The following is a 21,138-nucleotide window of genomic DNA, read 5'->3' on the forward strand; positions in this document are numbered from 1 at the left end:
CCCCGCGGCGGCCGCGTCAGGACCGTGGTCCGGCCGCCCAGCCCTCGGGGTCGTCCCACGCCTGCAGTGTCCGGCGGCTCACGAACGTCCGCCGCTCCCCGCTGACCGGATCGTCGAACTCCAGGGAGCGGGAGAGCAGCTGCAGCGGACGGGTGAAGTCGCCGTCCGGACGCTGCCGCAGCTCGGGGTAGACGTCGTCGCCGAGGATCGGCACGCCCAGCTCGTTCAGGTGGACCCGCAGCTGGTGGGTACGTCCGGTGCGGGGGAACAGGCGATATCGGGCCAGCCCGGCGCGGTGCGTGTCGAGCTCGATCCGGGTCTCGGCGTTCGGCGTGCCCGGCTCCGTCACGGCTGCGAAGATCCCCGGCCGCTTCACGATCCGCGACACCTCGGTGCGGGGCAGTGTGAGCGACGGATCGTGCCGGGCGATCGCCTCGTAGGTCTTCCCGACCCGGCCCTCGGCGAACAGCATCTGGTACGCCCCGCGCAGCTCCGGGCGCGCGACCAGCAGCAACACCCCGGCCGTCGCACGGTCCAGCCGGTGCGCGGGGCTCAGCTCGGGCAGTCCGAGCTCGTGCCGCAGCCGCACGAGCACGGTCTGGCGGACGTGCGAGCCGCGCGGGATCGTCGCGAGCAGGTGGGGCTTGTCGACGACCACGACGTCGTCGTCGGCGTGCAGCACCTCGACCGGGAACGGGACCTCGGCCTCGTCGGGCTCCTCGCGGTGGAGCCACAGCGTCGTCGACGGCGTGAACGGAGACGACGGCGTCAGTGGCCCGGCCGCCGTCACGATCTCCCCGGCGGCGAGCATCGCGTCGATCCGCCGGGGATCGACGTGCGGCAGCCGGTCGGCGAGGTGCGCGCGCATCGTCGTCCACTCCCCGGCGGGCGGGGTGCGCAGCCGGGCCGGATCGAGCCCGTCCCGGGCGGGGAGCGGCGGCACCTCCCGGGACGCGCGTCGGCGGCGGCGGGACCTCACCCCGGCGAGCCTACGGCGGCGGCCACGAACGCTCCGGCGGCAGGGCCCGGGCCGTACCGTGGGGCGATGCGGCTCGCAGCGGTCCTGCTCGTGATCGCCGCCGGGCTTGCCGGGTGCGGTGCCGGGCCGCCGGGCGGCGCGCTCACCGGCGCCGTCATGCAGTACCGCTCGGACATCGCGTCCCGCGTGGTGACCGTCCGGCTGCGCGCCGGCGCCGACGTGCGGGTCGAGCGCGTCGAGCTGCGCCCGGCCGGGTTCACCCCGTCGGCGCCGGTCGTGCCGGGTGCCGCGCTGGGGGCCGGGACGACGACGGACGTCCGGGTGCCGCTCGGCGCCCCGGACTGCCGTGCCGCACCGGCCCCCACCACCGCACTCGTCAGCACCGACGGGACGACGGAGACGCTCACCCTCGCCGACGAGCACGACGCGATCGGCGCGCTGCACCGCGCGGAGTGCGCCGAGCGCGCCGCGCGGGACCGGGCCGACGTCACGTTCGATCCGGTGTGGACGCGGTCCGGGAACCGGCTGCTCGGCACGGTGCGGCTGCACCGCCGCGCCGGGACGGAGCCGGTGTCGATCACCGAGCTGGGCGGCACGACCCTGTTCGGCATCACACCCGCGCCCGGGAGCCGCCTCCCGCTGACACTCGGGCCGTCGGCGCAGGACGTCACTGTGCCGGTGCGCATCGAGGCGGCCCGGTGCGACCGGCACGCGCTGGCGGAGAGCAAGCGCGCGACGGCGTTCGCGGTCGTCACCGGGGAGCCGCCGGTCCGGCTCACGGTGTCGCCGCAGGACCGTGTGCCGCTGCTCGACTTCGCGGCCGACGTCTGCACCTGACTTGCCCGCATGGTGGGTAAGAGTTCATGATGTGGGTCCGCGACAGTGCCGTCGGACCTGCAGGGAGCCCTATCGTGTCGGAGACCGTCATCGTGGTGAACACGGTGGTGGCCGTGCTCGCCACCGTCGTGCTGATCGTCCGGTTCCGGTTGAACCCGGTGATCTCGCTGGTGATCGGCGCGGTCTACCTCGGGCTCACCGCGGGCCTGGGCGTGCAGGGCACCGTGGACGCCGTCACCGGCGGGTTCGGTGACATCCTCGCCGACGTCGGGCTGCTCATCGCCTTCGGCGTGCTCACCGGGGCGATGCTGCACCGGGCCGGCGCCATCGAACGGCTCGTCGCGTCACTGCTGAGCATCTGCGGGCCGCGCGGGATGCCGTACGCCACGGCGGTCACGGTCGGCACCGTCCTCCAGTCGATCTTCGTGGACGTCCTGCTGGTCATCTCGGCGCCACTGGCCCGGCGGATCGCGCCGCGCATCGGGAGCCACGGTCTGCCGCGGATGGCGACGGCGCTCGCGATCGGGCTCGAGTGCGGGATCGTGTTCATGGTGCCGGGCGTCGGCGCGGTCGCGCTGGCCGGTGTGCTGGGCGTCCCGATGGGGCAGATGCTGCTGGCCGGGCTGATCGTCGTCGTCCCGACCGTCGTGATCGCCACCGGGATCATGACCTTCCTCTTCCGGCGCGGCTGGTGGGACCCCGAGCGCGACGAGCAGGAGCCGACCTGGGCCGGGATGGCGCCGTCGGGGACGGACGGCGACGAGGGGCCCGGCCCGGACACCGACGCCGCCGGCTCCGGTGCGACGGCCGACCCCGCCGGTCCCGACGGGACGTCGCCGCAGCCGTCGGGCGCGGCGACGACCGTCGCCGGCCGGCCGGACGGCGCCCGTCGTCGCCCGCTGCCGCTGATCCTGCTCTTCGCACCGCTGCTCGTCGGCCTGCTCCTGATCGCCGCGGGCGCCGTGCTCGACGCCGCCGGTGTCGAGCAGCCGGTGCTGGTCTTCCTCGGCGAGCCGGTGATCGCGCTGCTGATCGCGCTGGTCGGGACGACCGCCGTCGTCGGGCTGGCGCACGGCCGCGAGCTCGTCGAGGGCGCGGTCGGCGACGGGTTCCGCGAGAGCGGCCAGATCCTGATCCTCACCGGTGTCGGCGGTTCGCTCGCCACGACGATCTCCGACGCCGGGCTGGGCGAGATCCTCGGCCGCTACTTCTCCGCGAACACCGCCGCACCGCTGCTGATGGTGTGGCTGATCGCCGCCGTGCTGCACGTCGCGATCGGCTCGGTGACCATCTCGGCGATCACCGCGGCCGGCGTCCTCGCCCCGGTCGCGCCGGTGATCGGCCTGGCGCCGGTGCTGATCGCGCTGGCCGCGGGCGCCGGTGCGCTGTTCGCCGTGCACGTCACGTCCAACACGTTCTGGCTGCTCCAGTCGCTGCTCGGCCAGTCCGTGCGGGGCGCGCTCAAGACCTGCTCGGTCGGGGTGTCGGTCGCCTCGGTCGTGGCGATCCTGCTGATCCTGCCGCTGTCCTACGTCTTCTAGAAGGGAGGCCGAGACGTGTCCGACCTGCCGCTGTCCGGTATCCGGGTGCTGGAGCTGGGGAACTACATCGCGGCGCCGACCACGGGCCGGCTGCTCGCCGACTTCGGCGCGGACGTGATCAAGGTGGAGCGTCCGCGCACCGGCGACGAGCTGCGCAACTGGCGGCTCTACGCCGGTGACACCTCGATGCTCTACCGCACCCTCAACCGCAACAAGCGGTCGATCACGCTCGACCTGCGCTCCGACGCCGGGCGCCGCGCCGTGCTGGACCTGGCCGCGTCGTGCGACGTCGTGCTGGAGAACTTCCGGCCCGGCACGCTGGAGAAGTGGGGTCTCGGGCCGGGTGAGCTCGACGCCGCCAACCCCGACGTCGTCCTGGTCCGGATCTCGGCGTTCGGCCAGACCGGCCCGATGTCGGCACGTCCGGGCTTCGCCGCCGTCGCGGAGGCGATGGGCGGGCTGCGCGCGCTGGTGGGGGAGGAGGACCGGCCGCCGTCGCGGACCGGGGTGTCGATCGGCGACTCGATCGCCGGGCTCTACGGCGCGTTCTCCGCGGTGATGGGCCTCTACCAGCGCGAGGCCGCCACGGACCGGCCGCCGCTGGACCGCCGCTCGATGGACGTCGCGCTCAACGAGGCGGTGTTCTCGATGATGGAGTCGCTCGTGCCCGACCACCTGGCCTACGGCGTCGAGCGTCGCCGGGTCGGCGGGCGGATGGAGGGCATCGCGCCGTCCAACGCCTACGAGTGCGGTGACGGCGGCAGCGTCGTCATCGCCGGCAACGGCGACTCCATCTACGGCCGGTTCATGCAGGTCATCGGCCGGCCGGAACTGGCCGACCAACCCGATCTGGCATCCAACGCGGGTCGCTGGGAGCGCCGGGACGAACTCGACGCGGCCATCGAGGCGTGGACGCGGTCGATGCCCCGCGACGAGGTGCTCGCCCGGCTGGAGTCCGCGGGCGTGCCGGCCGGGCCCATCTACTCGGCCCCCGACATCGTCGGCGACGCGCAGTTCCGGGCTCGGAACATGGTCCAGTACTTCGACGTCGACACCGGCGGTCCGGAGCCCGCCCGGGTCGGTTTCCCGGGCGTCGTGCCGGTGCTGGGCGGGGAGTCGGTGCCGGTCCGGCACGTCGGCCCCGACCTCGGCGCCGACACCGGCGACGTGCTCGGCGGCCTGCTCGGGTACACCGACGACGCGGTCCGCGCCGCGTCCGGAGAGGAGTCCTGAATGGACGTGCTGCTGCGTGACGTGACGCTGCGGGACGGGTTGCAGCTGACCGGCAAGCCGCTGCCGACCGGGCGCAAGGTCGCCCTCGTCCGGTCGCTGCTGGCGGCGGGCGTGCCCGAGCTGGAGATCGGCTCGCTGGCCCGCGGCGACCTCGTGCCACCGCTCGCGGACACCCTCGACGTGGTCGCCGCGCTGACCCCGGAGGAGCTGGAGCGCTGCTGGGTGTGGGTGGCGACGCCACGGCACGTGCAGAAGGCCGTCGCGGCGGGCGCCCGCAACGTGCAGTACTGCTTCTCGGTCTCCGACGCCCACAACAACGCCAACATCGGTCGCGACACCGGGGTGTCCCTGGAGGCGATGCCCGAGGCCGTGCAGTACGCCCGTGACGCCGGTGGACGGATCCAGCTGTGCCTCGCGACGTCGTTCACCTGCCCGTTCGACGGCCCGGTCGACCCGGAACGGGTGCTGGAGATCGTCGCGGACCCGCGGACCGACGGCTCGTGCGACGTCGTCGTGTGCGACACGCTCGGGCAGGCGGCACCGTTCGAGGTCGGGTCGCTGGTCGAGCGGGTCGCGGGCGTCGCGGACGGCCGGCGGATCGCCTTCCACGGTCACGACACCTGGGGTCAGGGCGTCGCGAACGCGCTCGCGGCCGTGCAGGGCGGCGCGACCCTGCTGGACGGCGCGCTGGGCGGCCTCGGTGGCTGCCCGTTCGCGCCCGGGGCCAGCGGGAACACCGCGAGCGAGGACCTGCTGTTCGCGCTGCGCCCGTCCTGGCTCACCCCCGACGTGCTGGCCGGGCTCGTGACGGAGGCCGAGGACGTCCTCGCGGAGCTGGGGGAGCCGAACCGCTCCCGCGCGGCGCAGGGCGTGCGGTCGAAGGCCGAGGCGTTCCGCTGGACGGCCGGGCCGCGGGACTGACGCCCCGCGGCCCTGCGGTCAGGTCGGCTGTCCGCTCGGCTCCGTCTCCGCGTCGCGCGTCGCGGACGACGGCTGCTCGGACGACGGCGGGCCGGGCGGCGGCCGCTCGGCGGGGACGACGCCCTGCTCGACACCCATCTCCCGGACCACCCGGGGCGCGGTCCACAGCAGCGGGAGCATGAGGAACCCGGCGGGCACCGCCGTGATCACGATGACGTTCTGCAGGGCGGTGATGCCGCCGTCGCCGACGACGATCAGCACCGCCGCGGCGGCGCCCATCAGGAGGCCCCAGAAGACCCGGGTACCGCGGGCCGGCTCGCCGCGCGTCGTCGAGGCCGCGGCGATGGCGTAGGACATCGAGTCCGTCGTCGTCGCGACGAACGTGCAGGTCAGCAGGAGCAGCACGATCCCGAGCAGTGATCCGAGCGGGAGCTGCTCGGCGGCCGAGACGACGGCCGCCGCCATCCCGGTCGACTCGAGCGGCCCGGACAGCGCGCCCGGGGTGTTCTGCTCCAGGAAGATGCTCGTGCCGCCGAAGACGGTGAACCACACCGCGGTCGCGACCGGCGGGACGATCGAGGTACAGACGATCAGGTCGCGTACCCGGCGGCCGCGCGAGATCCGCGCCACGAAGATCGACATGAGCGGGCCGTAGCCGAGGAACCAGCCGAAGAAGAACACCGTCCACGAGCCGAGCCACGCCTCGTCGCCGCGGTGCAGGGCCAGCGGCGCGAAGTCGCGCAGGTACAGGCCGAACCCGCCGAGGAAGGCGTCGATCAGGAACCCGGCCGAGCCCAGCACGAGGAACGCCGCCAGCACGCCCAGCGCCATCCAGATGTTGATCCGGCTGAGCAGCTGGATGCCGCGGTCGATGCCGGTGAGTACCGAGACCACCGCGACGGCGGTCAGCCCGAGGATCACGGCGAGCTGCACCGGGTAGGTGTCCGGCGTCCCGATCAGCCGGGACAGGCCGTAGGACACCTGCAGACCGAGGAAGCCGATCGGCCCGACGGTGCCGGCCACCACGGCCAGCACGGTGACGATGTCGACGGCGGTGCCGAGTCTCGAGTGCCGCACCTTCTCGCCGAGGATCGGGTGCAGCAGTGTCCGTGGTCGCAGCGGCAGGCCCTTCTCGGCGCCGCGCATCATCACGATCGCGCCGAGCGAGCCGAGCACCGCCCAGGCCAGGAAGCCCCAGTGCGTGAAGCTCTGGGCCAGCGCCGGGGCGACGGCGTCCGGCGAGCCGGGCGCGACGTGGTCGTAGTACGGCGACGGCGAGACGAAGTGCTGCAGCGGCTCACCCGCGGCGAAGAAGACCCCGCCGCCCGCGAGCAGCGTGGACATGATCATCGCGATCCACTTGAAGCGGGCGATCTCCGGCTCGCTGCGGCCGCCGAGCCGCACGGCGCCGTAGCGGGAGCACGCCAGCCCCACCGCGACGACGAAGGTCGCGAACAGCAGCACCTGCCACAGCGGGCCGAACCAGCGGGCCGCCAGGTCGAACGCGATGGTCACGCCGTCGTCGGTGGCGACGGGGACGATCAGCGCGGCGATCACGAACGCCGTCAGCAGGCCACCGGCGATGCCCAGCACCGCCACGTCGGTGGACCGGGAACGGGTCGCCGGGGCGGTCACCGCCCGCCCCCGGCGGTCGGTACCGCGCTCGGCAGCGGTCGGTCGGTGGCGCCCACGAGGGGTCGCACGGATGTCATCGGGATCGTCGCTCCGCGGAGTCGGGGATGATGTGGAGCTGGGCGGCATGCGCGCCGTCGGCCAGTCCGTGGCCGGGAGGTGCAGCCCGTCTCGCAGCGTTGCCGCGCGCTCGTGCTCCCGAAGTGCCGAAGCATCCACCGTAGCCGCTGATCGGACGCGTGCCACAAACGGCCACAGTGGACGAAACGTTCGTGGTGTGTCCGGTCAGGACGGCGGGCGGCCACCGAGGGTCCGGGTCAGCCGGTCGGCGGCCCGGACCAGCAGCTCCACGTGCTGCTCGCACCGCTCCCGGGTGAGCCGGATCGTCGGCCCGCTGATCGTCAGCGCCGCCGCGACCGCCCCGGAGTGGTCGAAGACGGGGGCGGACAGTCCGGAGCCGCCGTCGTCGCGCTCGGCGGCGGTGATCGCGAACCCGTCGCGGCGGGTCTCGTCCACCAGTGTCCGCAGCACCTCCGGGTCGGTCACCGTGTGGTCGGTGATCGTCTCCAGCGGCCCGGACAGGACCTCGTCGGCCAGCGGTGCGTCCCACGCCAGGAGCACCCGGCCCGCCGAGCCCGTGTGCAGCGGGATGATCTTGCCGACGTGCATCTCCCGGCGCAGCGCGTGCCGGGTCTCGGCCACCGCGACGCAGACCCGGAAGCGGGTCTCGGCCCGGAACAGCGCCGCCGTCTCGCCGGTGGTGTCGCGCAGCTCGCGCAGCACCGGGCCGGCCAGGTCGAGCAGGTCGACGCCGCGGGCGGCGGCACCCGCCCAGTAGGCCATCCGGACGCCGACCCGGACCCGGTCGCCGACCCGGTCCAGCAGCCCCTCCGTGACCATGTTGGACACCAGCCGCTGCACCGTCGACGTCGGGATCCCGGTGGCCTGCTGGATCTCGCCGAGGCTGAGCACCGGGCGCTGCAGGGTGAAGGCGTCGAGGATGTCCGTGATCTTGCCGAGGACCAGGAGCGGCTTCGGCCCGGTGATCTCGGAGGTCATTCCGGGATCCGGTCCAGGAACGCCGACGCCGCCTCCCGGTAGCGCTCCCAGGCGTGCGGGGCGGGATCGGCGTCGTACCGGGCGGGCTCGGTCGCCGGGGCCCAGGACGGCGGGGTGTCGCCGCCGCGCAGCGCCCACGCCGCCTGGCGGGCCGCGCCGTCGGCGACGTACTCGCCGGGCTCCGGTACCCGCACGGGCACCTCGAAGACCTGCGCGGCGATCCGGCACACGGCCTCGGACCGGGTCGCGCCGCCGACCAGCGTCACCCCGGACACCGAGACGCCCTGCTCGCGCAGCGCCTCCAGGCCGACCCGCTGCGCGTAGAGCATGCCCTCGACCGCCGCCCGGGCCAGGTTCTCCCGGGTCCCGGAAGCGAGGGTCCAGCCGTGCAGTGAGCCGGTGGCGTCCGGCAGGTTCGGCGTCCGCTCGCCCTCGAGGTAGGGGACGACGACGAGGCCGCCCGCCCCCGGCTCCGCGGCCAGCGCCAGCTCGCCGAGCTCGGCGTGGTCGACGCCGAGCAGCCGCCGGGTCGCGTCGAGCACCCGGGACGCGTTGAGCGTGCAGACCAGCGGCAGGTAGGCGCCGGTCGCGTCGGAGAACCCGGCGACGATCCCCGACGGGTCCTGCGCACGCGTCGCCGACCGGGCGAACACGGTGCCCGACGTCCCGAGCGAGACGACGACGTCGTCGCCGGCGTCGACCCCCAGCCCGGCGGCGGCGTTGTCGCCGGCCCCCGCGCCGATGCGGATCCCGCCGGGGCCCTCGACGGACTCGGCCGGGCCGAGGACCCTGGGCAGCGCCGGTGTGGCACCGAAACCGCGTTCGAGCAGGTCCGTGCGGTAGCCGGCGCCGTCGTAGTAGCCGGTGCCGGACGCGTCGGAGCGGTCGGTGACCAGCTCGTCCAGTCCGGCCGCGCCGCGCAGCCGCCAGGTCAGCCAGTCGTGCGGCAGGCACACCGCCGCCGTGCGGGCGGCGTTGTCCGGCTCGTGCTCGGCGAGCCAGCGCAGCTTCGTCAGGGTGATCGAGGCGACCGGGACGACGCCGGTCGCCTCCGCCCAGCCACCGGCCCCGAGCTCCTCGGTGAGTGCGGTCGCGGCCGGGGCGGAGCGGGTGTCGTTCCACAGCAGCGCGTCACGGACGACCTCACCGCCGGAGTCGAGGCAGACCATCCCGTGCTGCTGGCCCGCGACCGACAGCGCCTCGACGCCGTCGAGGCCGCCGGCGTCGGCGAGGGCCTCCTGCAGCGCGTCCCACCAGAACCGCGGGGCGATCTCGGTCCCGTCCGGGTGCGAGGCCCGGCCGGACCGGACGAGCTCGCCGGTGTCCGCGTCGCGGACGACGACCTTGCAGGACTGGGTGGAGGAGTCCACCCCGAGCACCAGTGCCATGCCCCCAGCCTGCCACGGAGATCCCGGCGCGGCGGGCGGCGCGCGGTCGCCGGCGGTGCCAGGCTGGACCCATGAGCGACGAGGAATGGTTCTACTGCCTGAAGCACAACACGGTGGAGCCGAAGGACGGCTGCCGCGCCGCCGACCGGCTCGGCCCCTACCCGGACCGCGAGACCGCGGCCCGCGCGCTGGAGCTCGCCCGCGAGCGGACCGAGGCCGAGGACCGCAAGGACCGCCGGTGGAGCAGCGGGGACCACGAGTAGGCGCTTCGCGCTCGTGAGTGGAAAACACGGCCCTGACCGCGTTTTTCACTCACGGGCGCGCAGCGCCACAGGAATCCCGCCCACCGGCACCGGCAGCGAGGTGTTGTCCCAGCGCAGCCGGTAGCCCGGGTCGACGGTCCACCGGTACCGCCGCAGCATCTCGTGCAGGACCGCGGTCACCTCCAGCGTGCCGAAGTGCAGGCCGATGCACTTGTGCACGCCGCCGCCGAACGGGATCCAGGCGTCGCGGTCGGACCGGTCCTCGCGCCGGTCCGGGCCGAACCGGTCGGGGTCGAAGCGCTCCGGGTCGGTCCAGCAGGAGCGGTCGTAGTGGTTCACCGCCTGGGCGACGACGACCCGGGTGCCCGCCGGCACGTGGTGCCCGGCGACCGTGGTGTCACGCACCGCGGTGCGCATGACGACGGGGACCGGCGCGTCCATCCGGAGCGCCTCCTTGATCACCAGGTCGAGCCCGGTGAGCGAGCGCAGGTCCGCGACGGTCGGCACGGCGTCGCCGATCCGCTCCGCGAGCGCGTCGGACTCGGCGCGGCAGCGCTCCTGCCACTCCGGGTTCCGCGCCAGGTGGTGCGCGGCGGCGGCCGCGGTCGTCGTCGACGTGTCGTGCGCCGCCATCATCAGGAAGATCATGTGGTTGACGACGTCGTCGTCGGAGAACGCCTCACCGTCGTCGGTGCGGGCGTGGCAGAGCGCGGAGAACAGGTCGGTGCCCTCGCCGTTCCGCTTCGCGTCCAGATTGGACCGGAACCAGTCCTCCAGCAGCGCACGGCCCTGCAGCCCGCGCCGCCACCGTGTCCCGGGGAGGTCCTTGCGCACGAACGAGTTCGCCGCCCGGACGCAGTCCACGAACGCCCGGTTCACCGCCTCGGCCTCCGGGCCGGAGCGGGCGTCCATGAAGACCGACTGGGCGACGTCCAGGGTCAGCCGCTTCAGCGCCGGGTAGAGACGCATCCGCGACGGCCACTGCGGCATCACCTCGCGCAGCACCGGGGTGGTGGCGGCGACGTAGCTCTCGATCCGGGCCGGGGTGAACGCCTCCTGCATGATCCGCCGGTGGGCCCGGTGCTCGTCGAAGTCGAGCAGCATCAGGCCGCGGTGGAAGAACGCGTCGACGGTCGCCCGCCAGCCCTCCTGGGAGAACGCCTTGTCCCGGTTGACCAGCACCTCGCGGGTCGCGGCCGGCCCGGTGACGACGATCGCCCGCCCGGCGGGGGAGCGCATCCACCACACCGGGCCGAGCGCCTCGGTCCGGGCCCGGGTGAAGCGGTGTCCGAACCGGACGTAGGCCAGCGCGTGGCCGAGCAGCGGCAGGCCGTCGTCGCCGGGGACCTCCCTGGCGTCCCCGGGTGCCGGGCCGAACGGCGCGGGCCTGCGGCCCTCGGCGCCGGTGCTGAGCAGCGCGTCGTCCAGCCGGTCGGGGGCGGGCAGGGTGAGCACCGACGACCAGCGCTCGCGTGCGTGCTGCACCAGGCTCACGGGGGGTGCCTCCTCGCGTTCGACCACCGTGTCGGACCTCAAGTTAGACACTTCTTCCGAAACTGTCCAGGAGCTGGACATGGCATGCCATGATGTCCGTGATGGAACGGCGGACGATGGCGCGGCGGGCGCGCGACGAGCTGCGGGACGAGGTGCTCGACGCCGCCGAACGGCTCGCCGTCGCGGGGGAGCGGCCCTCGATGCCCGAGCTCGCCCGCCGGGTCGGCGTCAGCAGGCAGACCCTCTACAGCGAGTTCGGCGACCGGGACGGCCTGGCCGCCGCGCTGGTCCTGCGGGCCACCGGCCGGTTCCTCGACCGCATCGAGACCGCGCTCGACGGGGAGGACGACCTGCACGCCGCATGGGTCGCCGCCGTCGGCGCGGCGCTGACGGAGGCCGCGGAGAACCCGCTGGTGAAGGCCCTGCTGACCGGTGCGCCGTCGGCGTTCGGGAGCCAGTCCGGGCCCATCGTCGCCGCCGCGGCCGACCGGGCGGCCGGGTACCTGCGCCGGGTCCGGCCCGGAGCCGCGGACGGCACCGTCCGGCTCGCCGCGCAGACCGCCGCCCGGCTCACCGTCAGCCACCTGGTCCTGCCGCCCGGGCCCGCGGAGCGCTCCGCGGAGGACATCGCCACCGTCGTCGTCCGGCTGCTGGGGGAGTGAGCCGGACCGTCAGCGGGCGAGCGGCGCGACCCGCTCCAGGGTCCGCACGGCGGCGTCGTGCAGGTGCTGCCCGACGCCCGGGTCGGCCTGGCCGGCGAGGGCGCGGGCGTGCGTCCCCTCGATGACGATCGCGAACTTGAACCCGGCGAGCACGGTGTACCAGTCGACGGCCGACGGCTCCCGGTCCCCGGCGTCCGCCCAGGCCCCGACGAGCTCGTCCCGGCCGGGGAGCCCGCCCGCGGCGGCCAGCGCGGCCCCGGTCAGCGGGTCCGGCCCGCCGTCCGGCCAGGTCACGAGCAGCCAGCCCAGGTCGAGCAGCGGGTCGCCGACCGTGCACATCTCCCAGTCCACGATTGCCGCGACCCGGGGCCGCACGGGATCCAGCAGCACGTTGTTGAGGTGGTAGTCGCCGTGCACCAGCCCCGGCGGCGACGGCGGCGGGCGGTGCGCCTCCAGCCACCGCGCGAGCTCCGGGACGTGCGGGAGCCGGTTCCCGCCGTACTCCGGGATCCGGTCGTAGGACGCCAGGTGGTCGAGCCAGCGCGGCACCTGACGCTCGAGGAAACCGTCGGGCCGCCCGAGGTCGCCCAGCCCGATCGCCTCGTGGTCGACGGCGGCGAGGCGGGCGAGCGCGGTGGCGGTGTCCGTCGCGGCGGCGGCGCGGGCGGCCGCGTCGTCGCGGTACAGGGCGCCGACCGTCGCACCCGGATTGTCCCCGTCGACGGCCTCCATCAGGTAGAAGACGACGCCGAGCACGCTCTCGTCGGTGCAGCCCGCGACGAACCCGGGGTGCGGCACGTCGGTGCCGGCGAGCGCCGACAGCACCCGCATCTCGCGGGCCAGCGTCGCGTTGCTGGCGGGCCGGGGATGCTCGGGCGGGCGGCGCAGGACGAGGTCGCGGCCGCCCCAGTCCAGGCGCAGCACCACGTTCTGGGTGCCGCCCCCGATCCGCTCGACGGCGGAGACCGGGCCGTCCGGCAGGCCGGCCCCCCGTCCCCAGGCGGCGACCGCCGCCAGGTCGACGAGGTCGCGGGGGAGCCAGCCGGGCTGTGTCGTCGTCGGCACGCGAGCGAGATTACGGCCCGCGGGCCCGCACGTCGCGGCACCGACGCCGACCCGGCCCCCGGGGCGTTGAAGGAGTCCACAACGACCACCGCGGGAGGAGGGTGACAGCGGTCACCCCGGACGCCAGGGTGCCGCCATGACCAGCACGCACGAGACGCCCGCCCGCACCGGACCGGCCTTCGGGCTCTGGTACGACTTCCGCAACCCCGACCCCGGCCGTCCGTTCGGGGCGTTCTACGCGGAGGTCCTGGACCAGATCTCGTGGGCCGAGCAGCGGGGACTCGACTCCGTCTGGCTGACCGAGCACCACTTCTGCGACGACGGGTACAGCCCGTCGCCGTTCGTCCTCGGGTCCGCGATCGCGCAGCGGACGTCCCGCATGCGGATCGGGACCAACCTCATCGTCTCGCCGCTGCACGACCCGGTGCGGCTCGCCGAGGACGCGTCGACCCTGTCACTGCTCTCCGGCGGCCGGTTCGACCTCGGCGTCGGGCAGGGCTACTGGGCCCGCGAGTTCGACGCGTTCGGCAGGACGCTCACCCACCGGCCCAGCCTGCTCGAGGAGGGGGTCGAGCTGATCCGCCACGCGTGGTCGGGATCGGCGGAGGGCTACCGGGGGAGGCGCTACACGCTCCCGCCGCTGCCCGTGACGCCGGTCCCCGAGACACCGCCGCAGCTGCTGGTCGGGGCGATGGCCGACGTCGCGATCGAGCGGGCCGCGCGGATCGCCGACGGGTTCCTGTCCACCCAGAACGCCCACCACCGCAGCTACCTCGACGCGGTGCAGCGGCTCGGCCGGCCGGTCGACGACGCCGCGATCTACGCCGGTCAGTGGGCGATCGTCGCCGACGACCCCGAGCGCGTCTGGTCCCGGATCGGGGAGCACGCGCTGTACCAGCTCAACGAGTACATCTCCTGGGGCGCGTTCGGACCGCCGGAGAGCACACCGAGGTTCACCGACCCGGCGCAGATCATCGAGGCGGGCGCGTACCAGCTGATGGACGCCGAGGCCGCGACCACCCACTTCACCGGGCTGCTGCGCGGGACGCCGCAGATCCGGGACGTGCACTTCTGGGCGATGCTGCCCGGCGAGCCGGTCGAGAGCGGCTCCGAGCGCATCGCCTACCTCTCCGACAAGGTCGTCCCGGCGGTGCGGGAACGGCTGCGGGCGCGGCCGTGACCGAGTTGCTGATCACCGAGTTCGCCGACCGGGCCCGGCAGCAGCATCCCGGGCGGCCGATCGTCGGCTACGAGCACGGCGAGGAGGTGCTCCGCTACGACTACGGCCGCTACCACGACCGGGTCGTGCGGCTGGCGGGTGCGCTGCGCCGGCTGGGGGTGCGGCCGGGCGACCGGGTCGGGTCGCTGTGCTGGAACCACCACCGTCACCTGGAGCTCTACGCCGCGGTGCCACTGGCCGGGGCGGTGCTGCACACCCTCAACCTGCGGCTGTCCGCGGAGGAGATCGCCTACATCGCGGGGCACGCCGACGACCGGCTGATCGTCGCCGACGACGACCTGGTGCACCTGCTCGACGGCGTCCGGCCGGAGCTGGGCGTCGTCGGCTCCGGTGCCGAGTACGAGGAGCTGGTCGCGCAGGGACCCGCAGTGACCGGGGCCCCGGAGCGGTCCGAGCACGACCTGGCCGTGCTCTGCTACACGTCCGGGACGACCGGGCGCCCGAAGGGCGTCGGCTACACCCACCGCGGCCTCTACCTGCACACCTTCGGCGCGTGTCTGGCCGACGGGCACGCGATCTCCGCCCGCGACACCGTGCTGCACGTGGTGCCGCTGTTCCACGCGAACGCCTGGGGCGTGCCGTTCGCGGCCACCATGGCCGGGGCGGCGCAGGTGCTGCCCGGCCCGCACCCGACCGTCGCGGAGATCGCGTCGATCGTGCAGCGGGAGCGGGTCACCTACCTCGGCATGGTCCCCACGGTCGCGACCGACCTGCTGGAGCACGTGCGCACCCACGGGACCGACGTCTCCTCGGTCCGCGCGCTCGTCCTGGGCGGGTCGACGCCGTCGACCGCCCTGATCCGCGCGTGGGACGAGCTCGGCGTCCCGGTGTTCCAGGGCTGGGGGATGACCGAGATCTCGCCGATGGCGACCTTCACCCGCGATCCCGACCCGCCCGGCGACGACGAGGAGCGGTACCGGAGGACCCGCAGCCAGGGCCGGCTGCTGCCCGGCCTGCAGTGGCGGATCGTCGACGACGAGGGCACGGAGCTGCCCCGTGACGGCGTCGCGTCCGGCGAGCTGCTGGTCCGCGGGCCGTGGGTCGCGACCTCCTACTACCTGGGCGAGGCGCCCGAACGCTTCGTCGACGGCTGGCTGCGGACCGGCGACGTCGCCACCATCGATCCCGCGGGGCGGTTGCGGATCGTCGACCGGGCGAAGGACCTGATCAAGAGCGGGGGCGAGTGGATCAGCTCGGTCGCGCTGGAGCAGGCACTGCTCGACGATCCCGACGTCGCCGAGGCGGCCGTCGTCGCGGTCCCGCACCGCCGGTGGCAGGAGCGCCCGCTCGCCGTCGTCGTCCTCCACGCCGGACGCGACGCGACCGGCGGAGAGGTGCTCACCCGGCTGGGCACCCGGGTGCCGCGGTGGTGGCTGCCCGAGGACGTCGTCCCGGTCGACGCCCTGCCCCGCACGAGTGTCGGCAAGACGGACAAACGGCGGCTGCGCTCGCAGTACGCCGGCACCGACGAGAAGGAGTGATCCACATGGCGTTCCTCGAGGTGGAGGACGGCAAGCGGGTGTACTACGAGCACCACGCGGGACCGGGGCGCCCGGTCGTGCTGGTGCACGGCTGGGCCGCGGACGCGCACTGCTGGGACACGACCCTCCCGGCGCTGCTCGCCGCCGGGCACTCGGTCACCGTCCTCGAGCACCGGGCGTGCGGCCGGTCGGACAAGGACATCGCCGACACCTCGATCGGCGCGATCGCCTCCGACGTCGTCGCGCTCGTCGAGCACCTCGGGCTGCGCGAGCCGGTGCTGAACGGCTGGTCGCTGGGCGGCGCGGTCGTCGTCGAGGCCGCCCGGCGGCTCGGGGCGAACCTGGGCGGGCTGGTGCTGACCGGCGGGGCGACCCCGCGCTACACCGCCGCGGAGGGCTGGCCGCACGGCGGCACCCCGGACGACGTCGAGGGCGTGCTGGCCGGGCTGGCCGTGGACCGGCCGGGCACCTTCCGGGCGGTCGCCGACGCGGTGTGCGCGAAGGAGGTGGGGGAGCCGGTCGTGCAGTCGATCTGGCTGGCGTTCCTGGCCTGCGGGCCGGGCGCCGACCGCACGCTGCGCGACCTCGCCCACATCGACCAGCGGGAGATCCTGCCGGCCATCGACCGTCCGGTCCTGCTGCTGTCCGGCCGGGAGGACGGGTTCGTCCCGTTCGACGCCGTGGCCGCGTCGCGCACCCTGTTCCGCGACGCCCGGCTGGTCGAGTTCGGCGGCGTCGGCCACGCGCCCATGCTGGAGGACGGCGAGACCTACCGCGCCGAGCTGCTGGGCTTCCTGGCGGGCCGGGAGGCCTGAGGGTGGGACGGATCTGGGTGGTCACCGGCGGTACCCGCGGGATCGGCCGCGCCGTCGTCGACCGCGCGCTCGGCGAGGGCGACACCGTCCACGTGCTGGCCCGCACGGTCGATCCCGGCGACTGGCCGGTGGCGGTCCGGGACCGGGTGGTGGGCGTCCCCGTCGACGTCGCCGACGCCGGCTCGGTCGAACGGGCCGTCGCCGCCGTCGAGGAGGTCTCGGGTGCGGTCGACGTCGTCGTGCAGGCGGCGGGGGTGCACCGCGGGGGCCGGATCGACCGGCTCGGCGACGAGGCGTGGGACGAGGTGCTGACCACCAACCTGACCGGGGCGTTCCGGGTCGCGCGGGCCACCCGCCGGCTGCTCTCCGACGGCGGCTGCGTGGTCAACATCGGGGCGGTCGTCGGGCTCCGCGGCTATCCCGGCGACGCCGCGTACGGGTCGGCGAAGGCGGGCCTGTCCGGTCTGACCAGCACGCTCGCGATCGAGCTGGCGCCGTACGGCGTGCGGGTCAACCTGGTCGTCCCGGGGTTCGTGGACACCGACATGACGGCCGGGATCCCGGAGGGGTCCCGCCGGACCGTCGTGGACGGCATCCCGATGGGACGGCCGGGACGGCCGGAGGAGATCGCCGACGTCGTCTGGATGGTGGCGGGCGCGAGCTACATGACGGGCTCGACGGTCGCCGTCGACGGCGGCCTGCTGGCCTCGTTCGGCGCGCCGCGCACCCGGCGGTCCGGCCGCGACTGATCCCGCCCCCCCGCACGACGGTGCCCCGCAGCGCGCAGCTGCGGGGCACCGTCGTCGTGGGGTCAGGGGGTGACGAACACCGCGGTCGTGTGCTCGGTGTCCAGGTACTCCTTCACCGACGAGATCTTCCCGTCCCGCACGGTGAACAGGAAGTGGTACAGGTTGTTGTAGACGCGGCCGTTGCGCAGCTCGGTGTAGGACTCGGTCTCCACCGCGACCCGGTCGCCCTCGGCGGTGAAGGCCAGCGGCGTCAGCCGGATCGCCCCGCTGGTCGTGGACTCGGCGATCCCGGACACCATGTCCTTGAACCCGGCCCTGTCCTTGGTCCCGGAGATGCCGGGGATGGTCCCCGCGACCCACCAGGTCGCGTCGTCGGTCATCCGGGACAGGATGCCGTCGACGTCGCCGCTGGTGAACACCTCCATGAACTCGGTGACGGTCTGCTTGTTGCGCTCTTCGGGAGTGCTCACGAACTCACCTCTTCGACAGCTGGCGGACGACCATGTCCGCGTACCGCTCCGCGATCTCCTCGATCGGCAGCCGGCCGGACGGGTCGAACCACTCGTTGGGTCCGTTGATCAGGTCGAGCAGGGCCAGGGTCGCCAGCCGGGGGTCCGGGCAGTGGAACTCGCCCGCCTCGACGCCCTCGGCGAGATGCCGGGCGATCCTGCGCTGGTAGTCACGGCGGTAGGACTGGACGGCCTCCAGGTGCTCCGGCGACAGGGCGCGGAGCTCCCGGCCGGCGACCCACCAGGCGTCGCGGTTGGCGCCGATGTGCAGGACGTGCGCCCGCACCAGCCGGGCCAGTCGCTCGCCGTGGCCGCCGGCGCCGTCGAGGAGCGGCATCTGCTCGACGATCATGTCGCGGTCGACGACGTAGATCGCGTGGAGCAGCAGCTCCTCCTTGTTGCGGAAGTGGTGGTAGAGCGACGCCGCCTGCATCCCGGCGGCGTCGGCGAGCGCGCGCATGCCCACGCCGTGGTAGCCGTGCTCGCGGAACATCCGGCTGGCCAGGGCCACGATCTCGGCCTTGCGGCTCCCGTGCCGGGCGGGCCCGCGGTGCGCACCCCGATCGGCGTCCATGACCGGAGACCCTGTCATCGCCCCCACCTCCACCGGGCACCGGGACGGCGGACGTGCCGGTGCACGGCCTGCCGGTCCCGCGTACCCCGTCGCACTCCTCAGGCCGGGACCGCGGTCGTCACGCCCATCTTCTGCAGCTCCGGGACCACCTTCTCGCCGAAGAGCCTCAGGCTGGCCCGCACCTTGTCGAAGGGCAACCCGGCGAACGACGGCGCCACGTTCGGCTGGTGGTCGCCGAACAGCTCGACCCGGCGGCGGTACTTCTCGACGATCTGCTCGGGGGTGCCCCAGATCTGGGTGTCGGCGTAGCCCGAGGCGGCGGCCTCCATCCCGGCCTCGCGGATCATGTCGGCACCCACCTGGTAGGCCTCGTAGCCCTTGGTCTCCCGCCAGTGCTTCCCGGCGAAGTCGTAGTGCTTGACCACCGACAGGAAGTAGCGCGACAGGTACTCGCGGGCGGTCCGCTCGGCGACCTTCGGGTCCTCGTGGCAGTAGATGAAGTCCTGGGTGAGCACCGGGCCCGGCTCGGTGCCGTGCTCGCTGCGGTAGCACTCGCGGTAGCGCTCGATGGCCGGGACGTGCTGCTCGGCCGGGTACTGCATGAAGGTCATCATCCGGGCGCCGACCTTGGCCACCGCGGGCACCGAGTCCGGGGACATCGCGACGCCGTACAGCCGGTCCGACCAGTCCCGGCCCGCCTCGGGTGCGGGGCGGACGTCGACCCGGGGCTGGCGGTAGAACGGGCCGTCGTTCTCGACGTAGCCGTTCCGCAGCCCGGCCAGGATCAGCGGTGCCGCCTCGTCGAACCGGCCGCGGGACTCGTTCATGTCCTGGCGGAAGCCCTCGTACTCCATCTTCGCCAGGCCCCGGCCCATACCGAAGATCGCCCGGCCACCGGAGAGGATGTCGAGCATCGTGACCTTCTCGACGACCCGCAGCGGGTCGTTCCACGGCAGGATCACCGCCCCGGTGCCCAGCTTGATCCGGCTCGTCCGGGCGGCCAGGTAGGTCATCAGCTGCAGGTTGTCCGGGCACATCGAGTAGTCGTCGAAGTGGTGCTCGGCCGCCCACACGGAGTCGAAGCCGAGCTCCTCGGCGAGTACTCCGAGCTCCGTCTCCTGGCGGAACATCTCCGCGTCGCTGAGGTCCTCGTGCCAGTTCTGGAAGACAAGCAGGACACCGACATCCATGGCGGTTCGCCTCTCTCGAAGGGGTCTCGGGACGGGGTTGCCTAACGAACGTTAGGGCTGCGATGGTAGTGCGGTGGATCACAGCGGGTCAAGGCAGCGACGGAGGTGACGGGGACCATGGCAACCCCTCTCGGGACCGGGCCGCCGCCCGTCCGCAGGCCCGGTCCGGTCCTCGTCCCCGAACCGTCCGATCCGCTCCCCCGGCTGCTCGCCGGGTTGTCGGCGGCGGTGCTGTCCGGTGTGGACGACGAGCGGCTCGTCGACCGGGTGTCCGGCCTGCTCGGTCTCCCCGTGACGCTGCGGCGCCCCGATCTGCGGGTGCGCACCTGGGCGGCGCCCGCCGCCTTCCGGCTCGACGCCCCGCCCGCCCTGCCCTCCTCGGTGCTCGGGACACCGGGGGTGTCCCGGCTCGGTCCCGGGTGGCCGTCGGTGGTGCTGCCGCCGGATCCGGTGCACGGCCCGGCCCGCCGGCACCTGCTGGCGGTGCTCGTCGCGGAGGGCGCGGTCGCCGGGTATCTCGACGTCGGTGAGCTCGGCCGGGCGCTGCGGCCGTCCGACGCGCAGGTCGCCGAGCAGGCCGCCGCGCTCCTCTCTGTCCGGCTCGCGGGCGAGGCCCGCACCGAGCGGGCGATCGCCCGCAACCGCGACGACGTGCTCGCGGACCTGCTCCGCGGCACCCGGCCCGAGCCGGACCTGCGCCGGCTCGCCGGGCAGGTGGGGCTGGACCTGGACACCGGCCACGTCCTGCTGCGCTTCCCGGTGGCACCCGGGCGGTCCGCGTCCGGGAGCCGCGACGCCGTCGTCGCCGCGGCGGGGGCCGCGCTCGGGGCCGCGCCGCCGGTGCTCGTCGAGCCGGACGCCGTCGTCGGGCTGGTGGCGCTGTCGCCCGACCCGTCGCCGGGCGAGTTCCGGTCGCTGCACCGGAGCCTGCGCGAGGGGCTCGACGCCGTCGCGGCGGCGACATGGGTCCGGCGGGTCGTCGTGTCCGGCGCGGTCCGCGAGATCGGCGGCTTCCCGGCTGCCCTGGCCGAGACCCGCGAGGTCGACGGGATCGCCGGCGCGCTCGGCGGCGCCGCGGACGTCGTCGCGGTGACCGAGCTCAGCACCCTGCGCCTGGTCGTCAACGCGGACCGGGCCGGGGTCGCGGTCCGCTTCGCCGAGCAGTACCTGGGCCCCCTGCGGCGCAACGACGAGTCCTCCGGCGGCGACCTCGTCGAGACGCTGCGCCGCTACCTGGCCGCCGGGGCGCAGGTCCGGGCGGCCGCCAAGGAGCTCGGCGTGCACGAGAACACCGTGCGGTACCGGCTGGGCCGGATCGAGCACCTCACCGGCCTGGACACCCGTCGCTTCGACGCGTTGCTCGCCGCCCAGCTGGCGTTCCAGGTCGACGGCCTGGCCACCGCGGGCCTCGGCGTCCCGTGAGCCGCTGGAGACCTCGACAACGCCCGCATCCGCGTCCCGTTGTCCGCACCCGGCGCCGTTCCTAGTGTCCCGGCCCGGCCCATC

At 74.4% G+C, this 21,138-nt stretch carries 20 protein-coding genes; 11 read left to right on the plus strand and 9 right to left on the minus strand.

Translation table 11 applies throughout. The annotated features are described in order from the left end of the window. Positions 1 to 16: 16 nt before the first annotated feature. Positions 17 to 979: a pseudouridine synthase gene (locus AD017_RS23405; RefSeq protein ID WP_060575568.1), complete on the minus strand. Its 963-nt coding sequence runs from the start codon at positions 977 to 979 to the stop codon at positions 17 to 19. A gap of 66 nt (positions 980 to 1,045) precedes the next feature. Between AD017_RS23405 and AD017_RS23410 the strand changes: the two genes are divergently transcribed. The 4 genes from AD017_RS23410 to AD017_RS23425 all read left to right on the plus strand — a co-directional run bounded on the left by AD017_RS23410 (position 1,046) and on the right by AD017_RS23425 (position 5,511). Continuing rightward, entirely contained in the window at positions 1,046 to 1,816 is a 771-nt protein-coding gene (locus tag AD017_RS23410; protein ID WP_060575569.1) for a hypothetical protein, read from the plus strand. 74 nt (positions 1,817 to 1,890) lie between these two features. Next, entirely contained in the window at positions 1,891 to 3,357 is a 1,467-nt protein-coding gene (locus AD017_RS23415; protein ID WP_060575570.1) for a GntP family permease, read from the plus strand. A 15-nt stretch (positions 3,358 to 3,372) separates the two neighbouring features. Then, positions 3,373 to 4,590, plus strand: coding sequence for a CaiB/BaiF CoA-transferase family protein (locus AD017_RS23420; protein WP_010241745.1), 1,218 nt, complete (start codon positions 3,373 to 3,375; stop codon positions 4,588 to 4,590). Continuing rightward, positions 4,591 to 5,511 carry a hydroxymethylglutaryl-CoA lyase gene (locus AD017_RS23425; protein WP_010241744.1) on the plus strand — a complete coding sequence of 307 codons (921 nt, stop codon included), beginning with the start codon at positions 4,591 to 4,593 and terminating at the stop codon, positions 5,509 to 5,511. 18 nt (positions 5,512 to 5,529) lie between these two features. On the opposite strand, the gene AD017_RS23430 is transcribed toward AD017_RS23425, so the two are convergent. The 3 genes from AD017_RS23430 to xylB form a co-directional block, all read right to left on the minus strand. Further along, positions 5,530 to 7,146 carry a BCCT family transporter gene (locus AD017_RS23430; protein ID WP_082398890.1) on the minus strand — a complete coding sequence of 539 codons (1,617 nt, stop codon included), beginning with the start codon at positions 7,144 to 7,146 and terminating at the stop codon, positions 5,530 to 5,532. A gap of 282 nt (positions 7,147 to 7,428) precedes the next feature. Beyond that, positions 7,429 to 8,202 carry an IclR family transcriptional regulator gene (locus AD017_RS23435; protein ID WP_060575571.1) on the minus strand — a complete coding sequence of 258 codons (774 nt, stop codon included), beginning with the start codon at positions 8,200 to 8,202 and terminating at the stop codon, positions 7,429 to 7,431. Continuing rightward, positions 8,199 to 9,590, minus strand: a complete 1,392-nt coding sequence (gene xylB, locus AD017_RS23440; protein WP_060575572.1) for a xylulokinase — start codon at positions 9,588 to 9,590, stop codon at positions 8,199 to 8,201. Before xylB ends, AD017_RS23435 begins: the two co-directional genes overlap by 4 nt. 71 nt (positions 9,591 to 9,661) lie before the next feature. Here xylB and AD017_RS23445 point away from each other — a divergent pair, with 71 nt between their 5' ends. Beyond that, the gene (locus AD017_RS23445; protein WP_060575573.1) at positions 9,662 to 9,853 is read left to right on the plus strand and encodes a hypothetical protein; all 192 of its coding nucleotides are present in this window, start codon (positions 9,662 to 9,664) and stop codon (positions 9,851 to 9,853) included. Positions 9,854 to 9,898: 45 nt separating this feature from the next. Here the strand turns inward: AD017_RS23445 and AD017_RS23450 are convergent, their stop codons facing one another. Then, a complete protein-coding gene (locus AD017_RS23450; RefSeq protein ID WP_060576571.1) occupies positions 9,899 to 11,347 on the minus strand; it encodes a cytochrome P450 in 1,449 nt (482 codons plus the stop codon). Between the two features lie 101 nt (positions 11,348 to 11,448). On the opposite strand from AD017_RS23450, the gene AD017_RS23455 reads away from it, so the two are divergent. After that, positions 11,449 to 12,009 (plus strand): TetR family transcriptional regulator, encoded by a 561-nt coding sequence (locus tag AD017_RS23455; RefSeq protein ID WP_075301715.1) that lies wholly within the window; start codon positions 11,449 to 11,451, stop codon positions 12,007 to 12,009. Between the two features lie 9 nt (positions 12,010 to 12,018). On the opposite strand, the gene AD017_RS23460 is transcribed toward AD017_RS23455, so the two are convergent. Next, positions 12,019 to 13,074, minus strand: a complete 1,056-nt coding sequence (locus tag AD017_RS23460; protein ID WP_060575575.1) for a phosphotransferase family protein — start codon at positions 13,072 to 13,074, stop codon at positions 12,019 to 12,021. 136 nt (positions 13,075 to 13,210) lie between these two features. Here AD017_RS23460 and AD017_RS23465 point away from each other — a divergent pair, with 136 nt between their 5' ends. Genes AD017_RS23465 through AD017_RS23480 form a run of 4 tightly spaced genes read left to right on the plus strand, consistent with a single transcriptional unit; the run spans position 13,211 to position 17,359 of the window. After that, entirely contained in the window at positions 13,211 to 14,254 is a 1,044-nt protein-coding gene (locus AD017_RS23465) for an LLM class flavin-dependent oxidoreductase (RefSeq protein ID WP_060575576.1), read from the plus strand. After that, positions 14,251 to 15,795, plus strand: a complete 1,545-nt coding sequence (locus AD017_RS23470) for a long-chain-fatty-acid--CoA ligase (RefSeq protein WP_060575577.1) — start codon at positions 14,251 to 14,253, stop codon at positions 15,793 to 15,795. Before AD017_RS23465 ends, AD017_RS23470 begins: the two co-directional genes overlap by 4 nt. 5 nt (positions 15,796 to 15,800) lie before the next feature. Further along, positions 15,801 to 16,610 (plus strand): alpha/beta fold hydrolase, encoded by an 810-nt coding sequence (locus tag AD017_RS23475; protein ID WP_029239690.1) that lies wholly within the window; start codon positions 15,801 to 15,803, stop codon positions 16,608 to 16,610. Between the two features lie 2 nt (positions 16,611 to 16,612). Next, complete coding sequence (locus AD017_RS23480; protein ID WP_227012562.1) at positions 16,613 to 17,359, plus strand: SDR family NAD(P)-dependent oxidoreductase; 747 nt, start codon at positions 16,613 to 16,615, stop codon at positions 17,357 to 17,359. Positions 17,360 to 17,421: 62 nt separating this feature from the next. Here the strand turns inward: AD017_RS23480 and AD017_RS23485 are convergent, their stop codons facing one another. The 3 genes from AD017_RS23485 to AD017_RS23495 form a co-directional block, all read right to left on the minus strand. Continuing rightward, a complete protein-coding gene (locus AD017_RS23485) occupies positions 17,422 to 17,829 on the minus strand; it encodes a nuclear transport factor 2 family protein (RefSeq protein WP_010233325.1) in 408 nt (135 codons plus the stop codon). A gap of 4 nt (positions 17,830 to 17,833) precedes the next feature. Next, positions 17,834 to 18,442, minus strand: a complete 609-nt coding sequence (locus AD017_RS23490) for a TetR/AcrR family transcriptional regulator (RefSeq protein WP_010233322.1) — start codon at positions 18,440 to 18,442, stop codon at positions 17,834 to 17,836. Between the two features lie 98 nt (positions 18,443 to 18,540). Further along, entirely contained in the window at positions 18,541 to 19,632 is a 1,092-nt protein-coding gene (locus tag AD017_RS23495; RefSeq protein WP_060575578.1) for an LLM class flavin-dependent oxidoreductase, read from the minus strand. Between the two features lie 117 nt (positions 19,633 to 19,749). Here AD017_RS23495 and AD017_RS23500 point away from each other — a divergent pair, with 117 nt between their 5' ends. After that, on the plus strand, positions 19,750 to 21,054 hold the full coding sequence (locus tag AD017_RS23500) for a CdaR family transcriptional regulator (protein ID WP_060575579.1): 1,305 nt from the start codon (positions 19,750 to 19,752) through the stop codon (positions 21,052 to 21,054). Positions 21,055 to 21,138 lie beyond the last annotated feature (84 nt).

This window comes from Pseudonocardia sp. EC080619-01, from assembly GCF_001420995.1.
Classification (GTDB): domain Bacteria; phylum Actinomycetota; class Actinomycetes; order Mycobacteriales; family Pseudonocardiaceae; genus Pseudonocardia.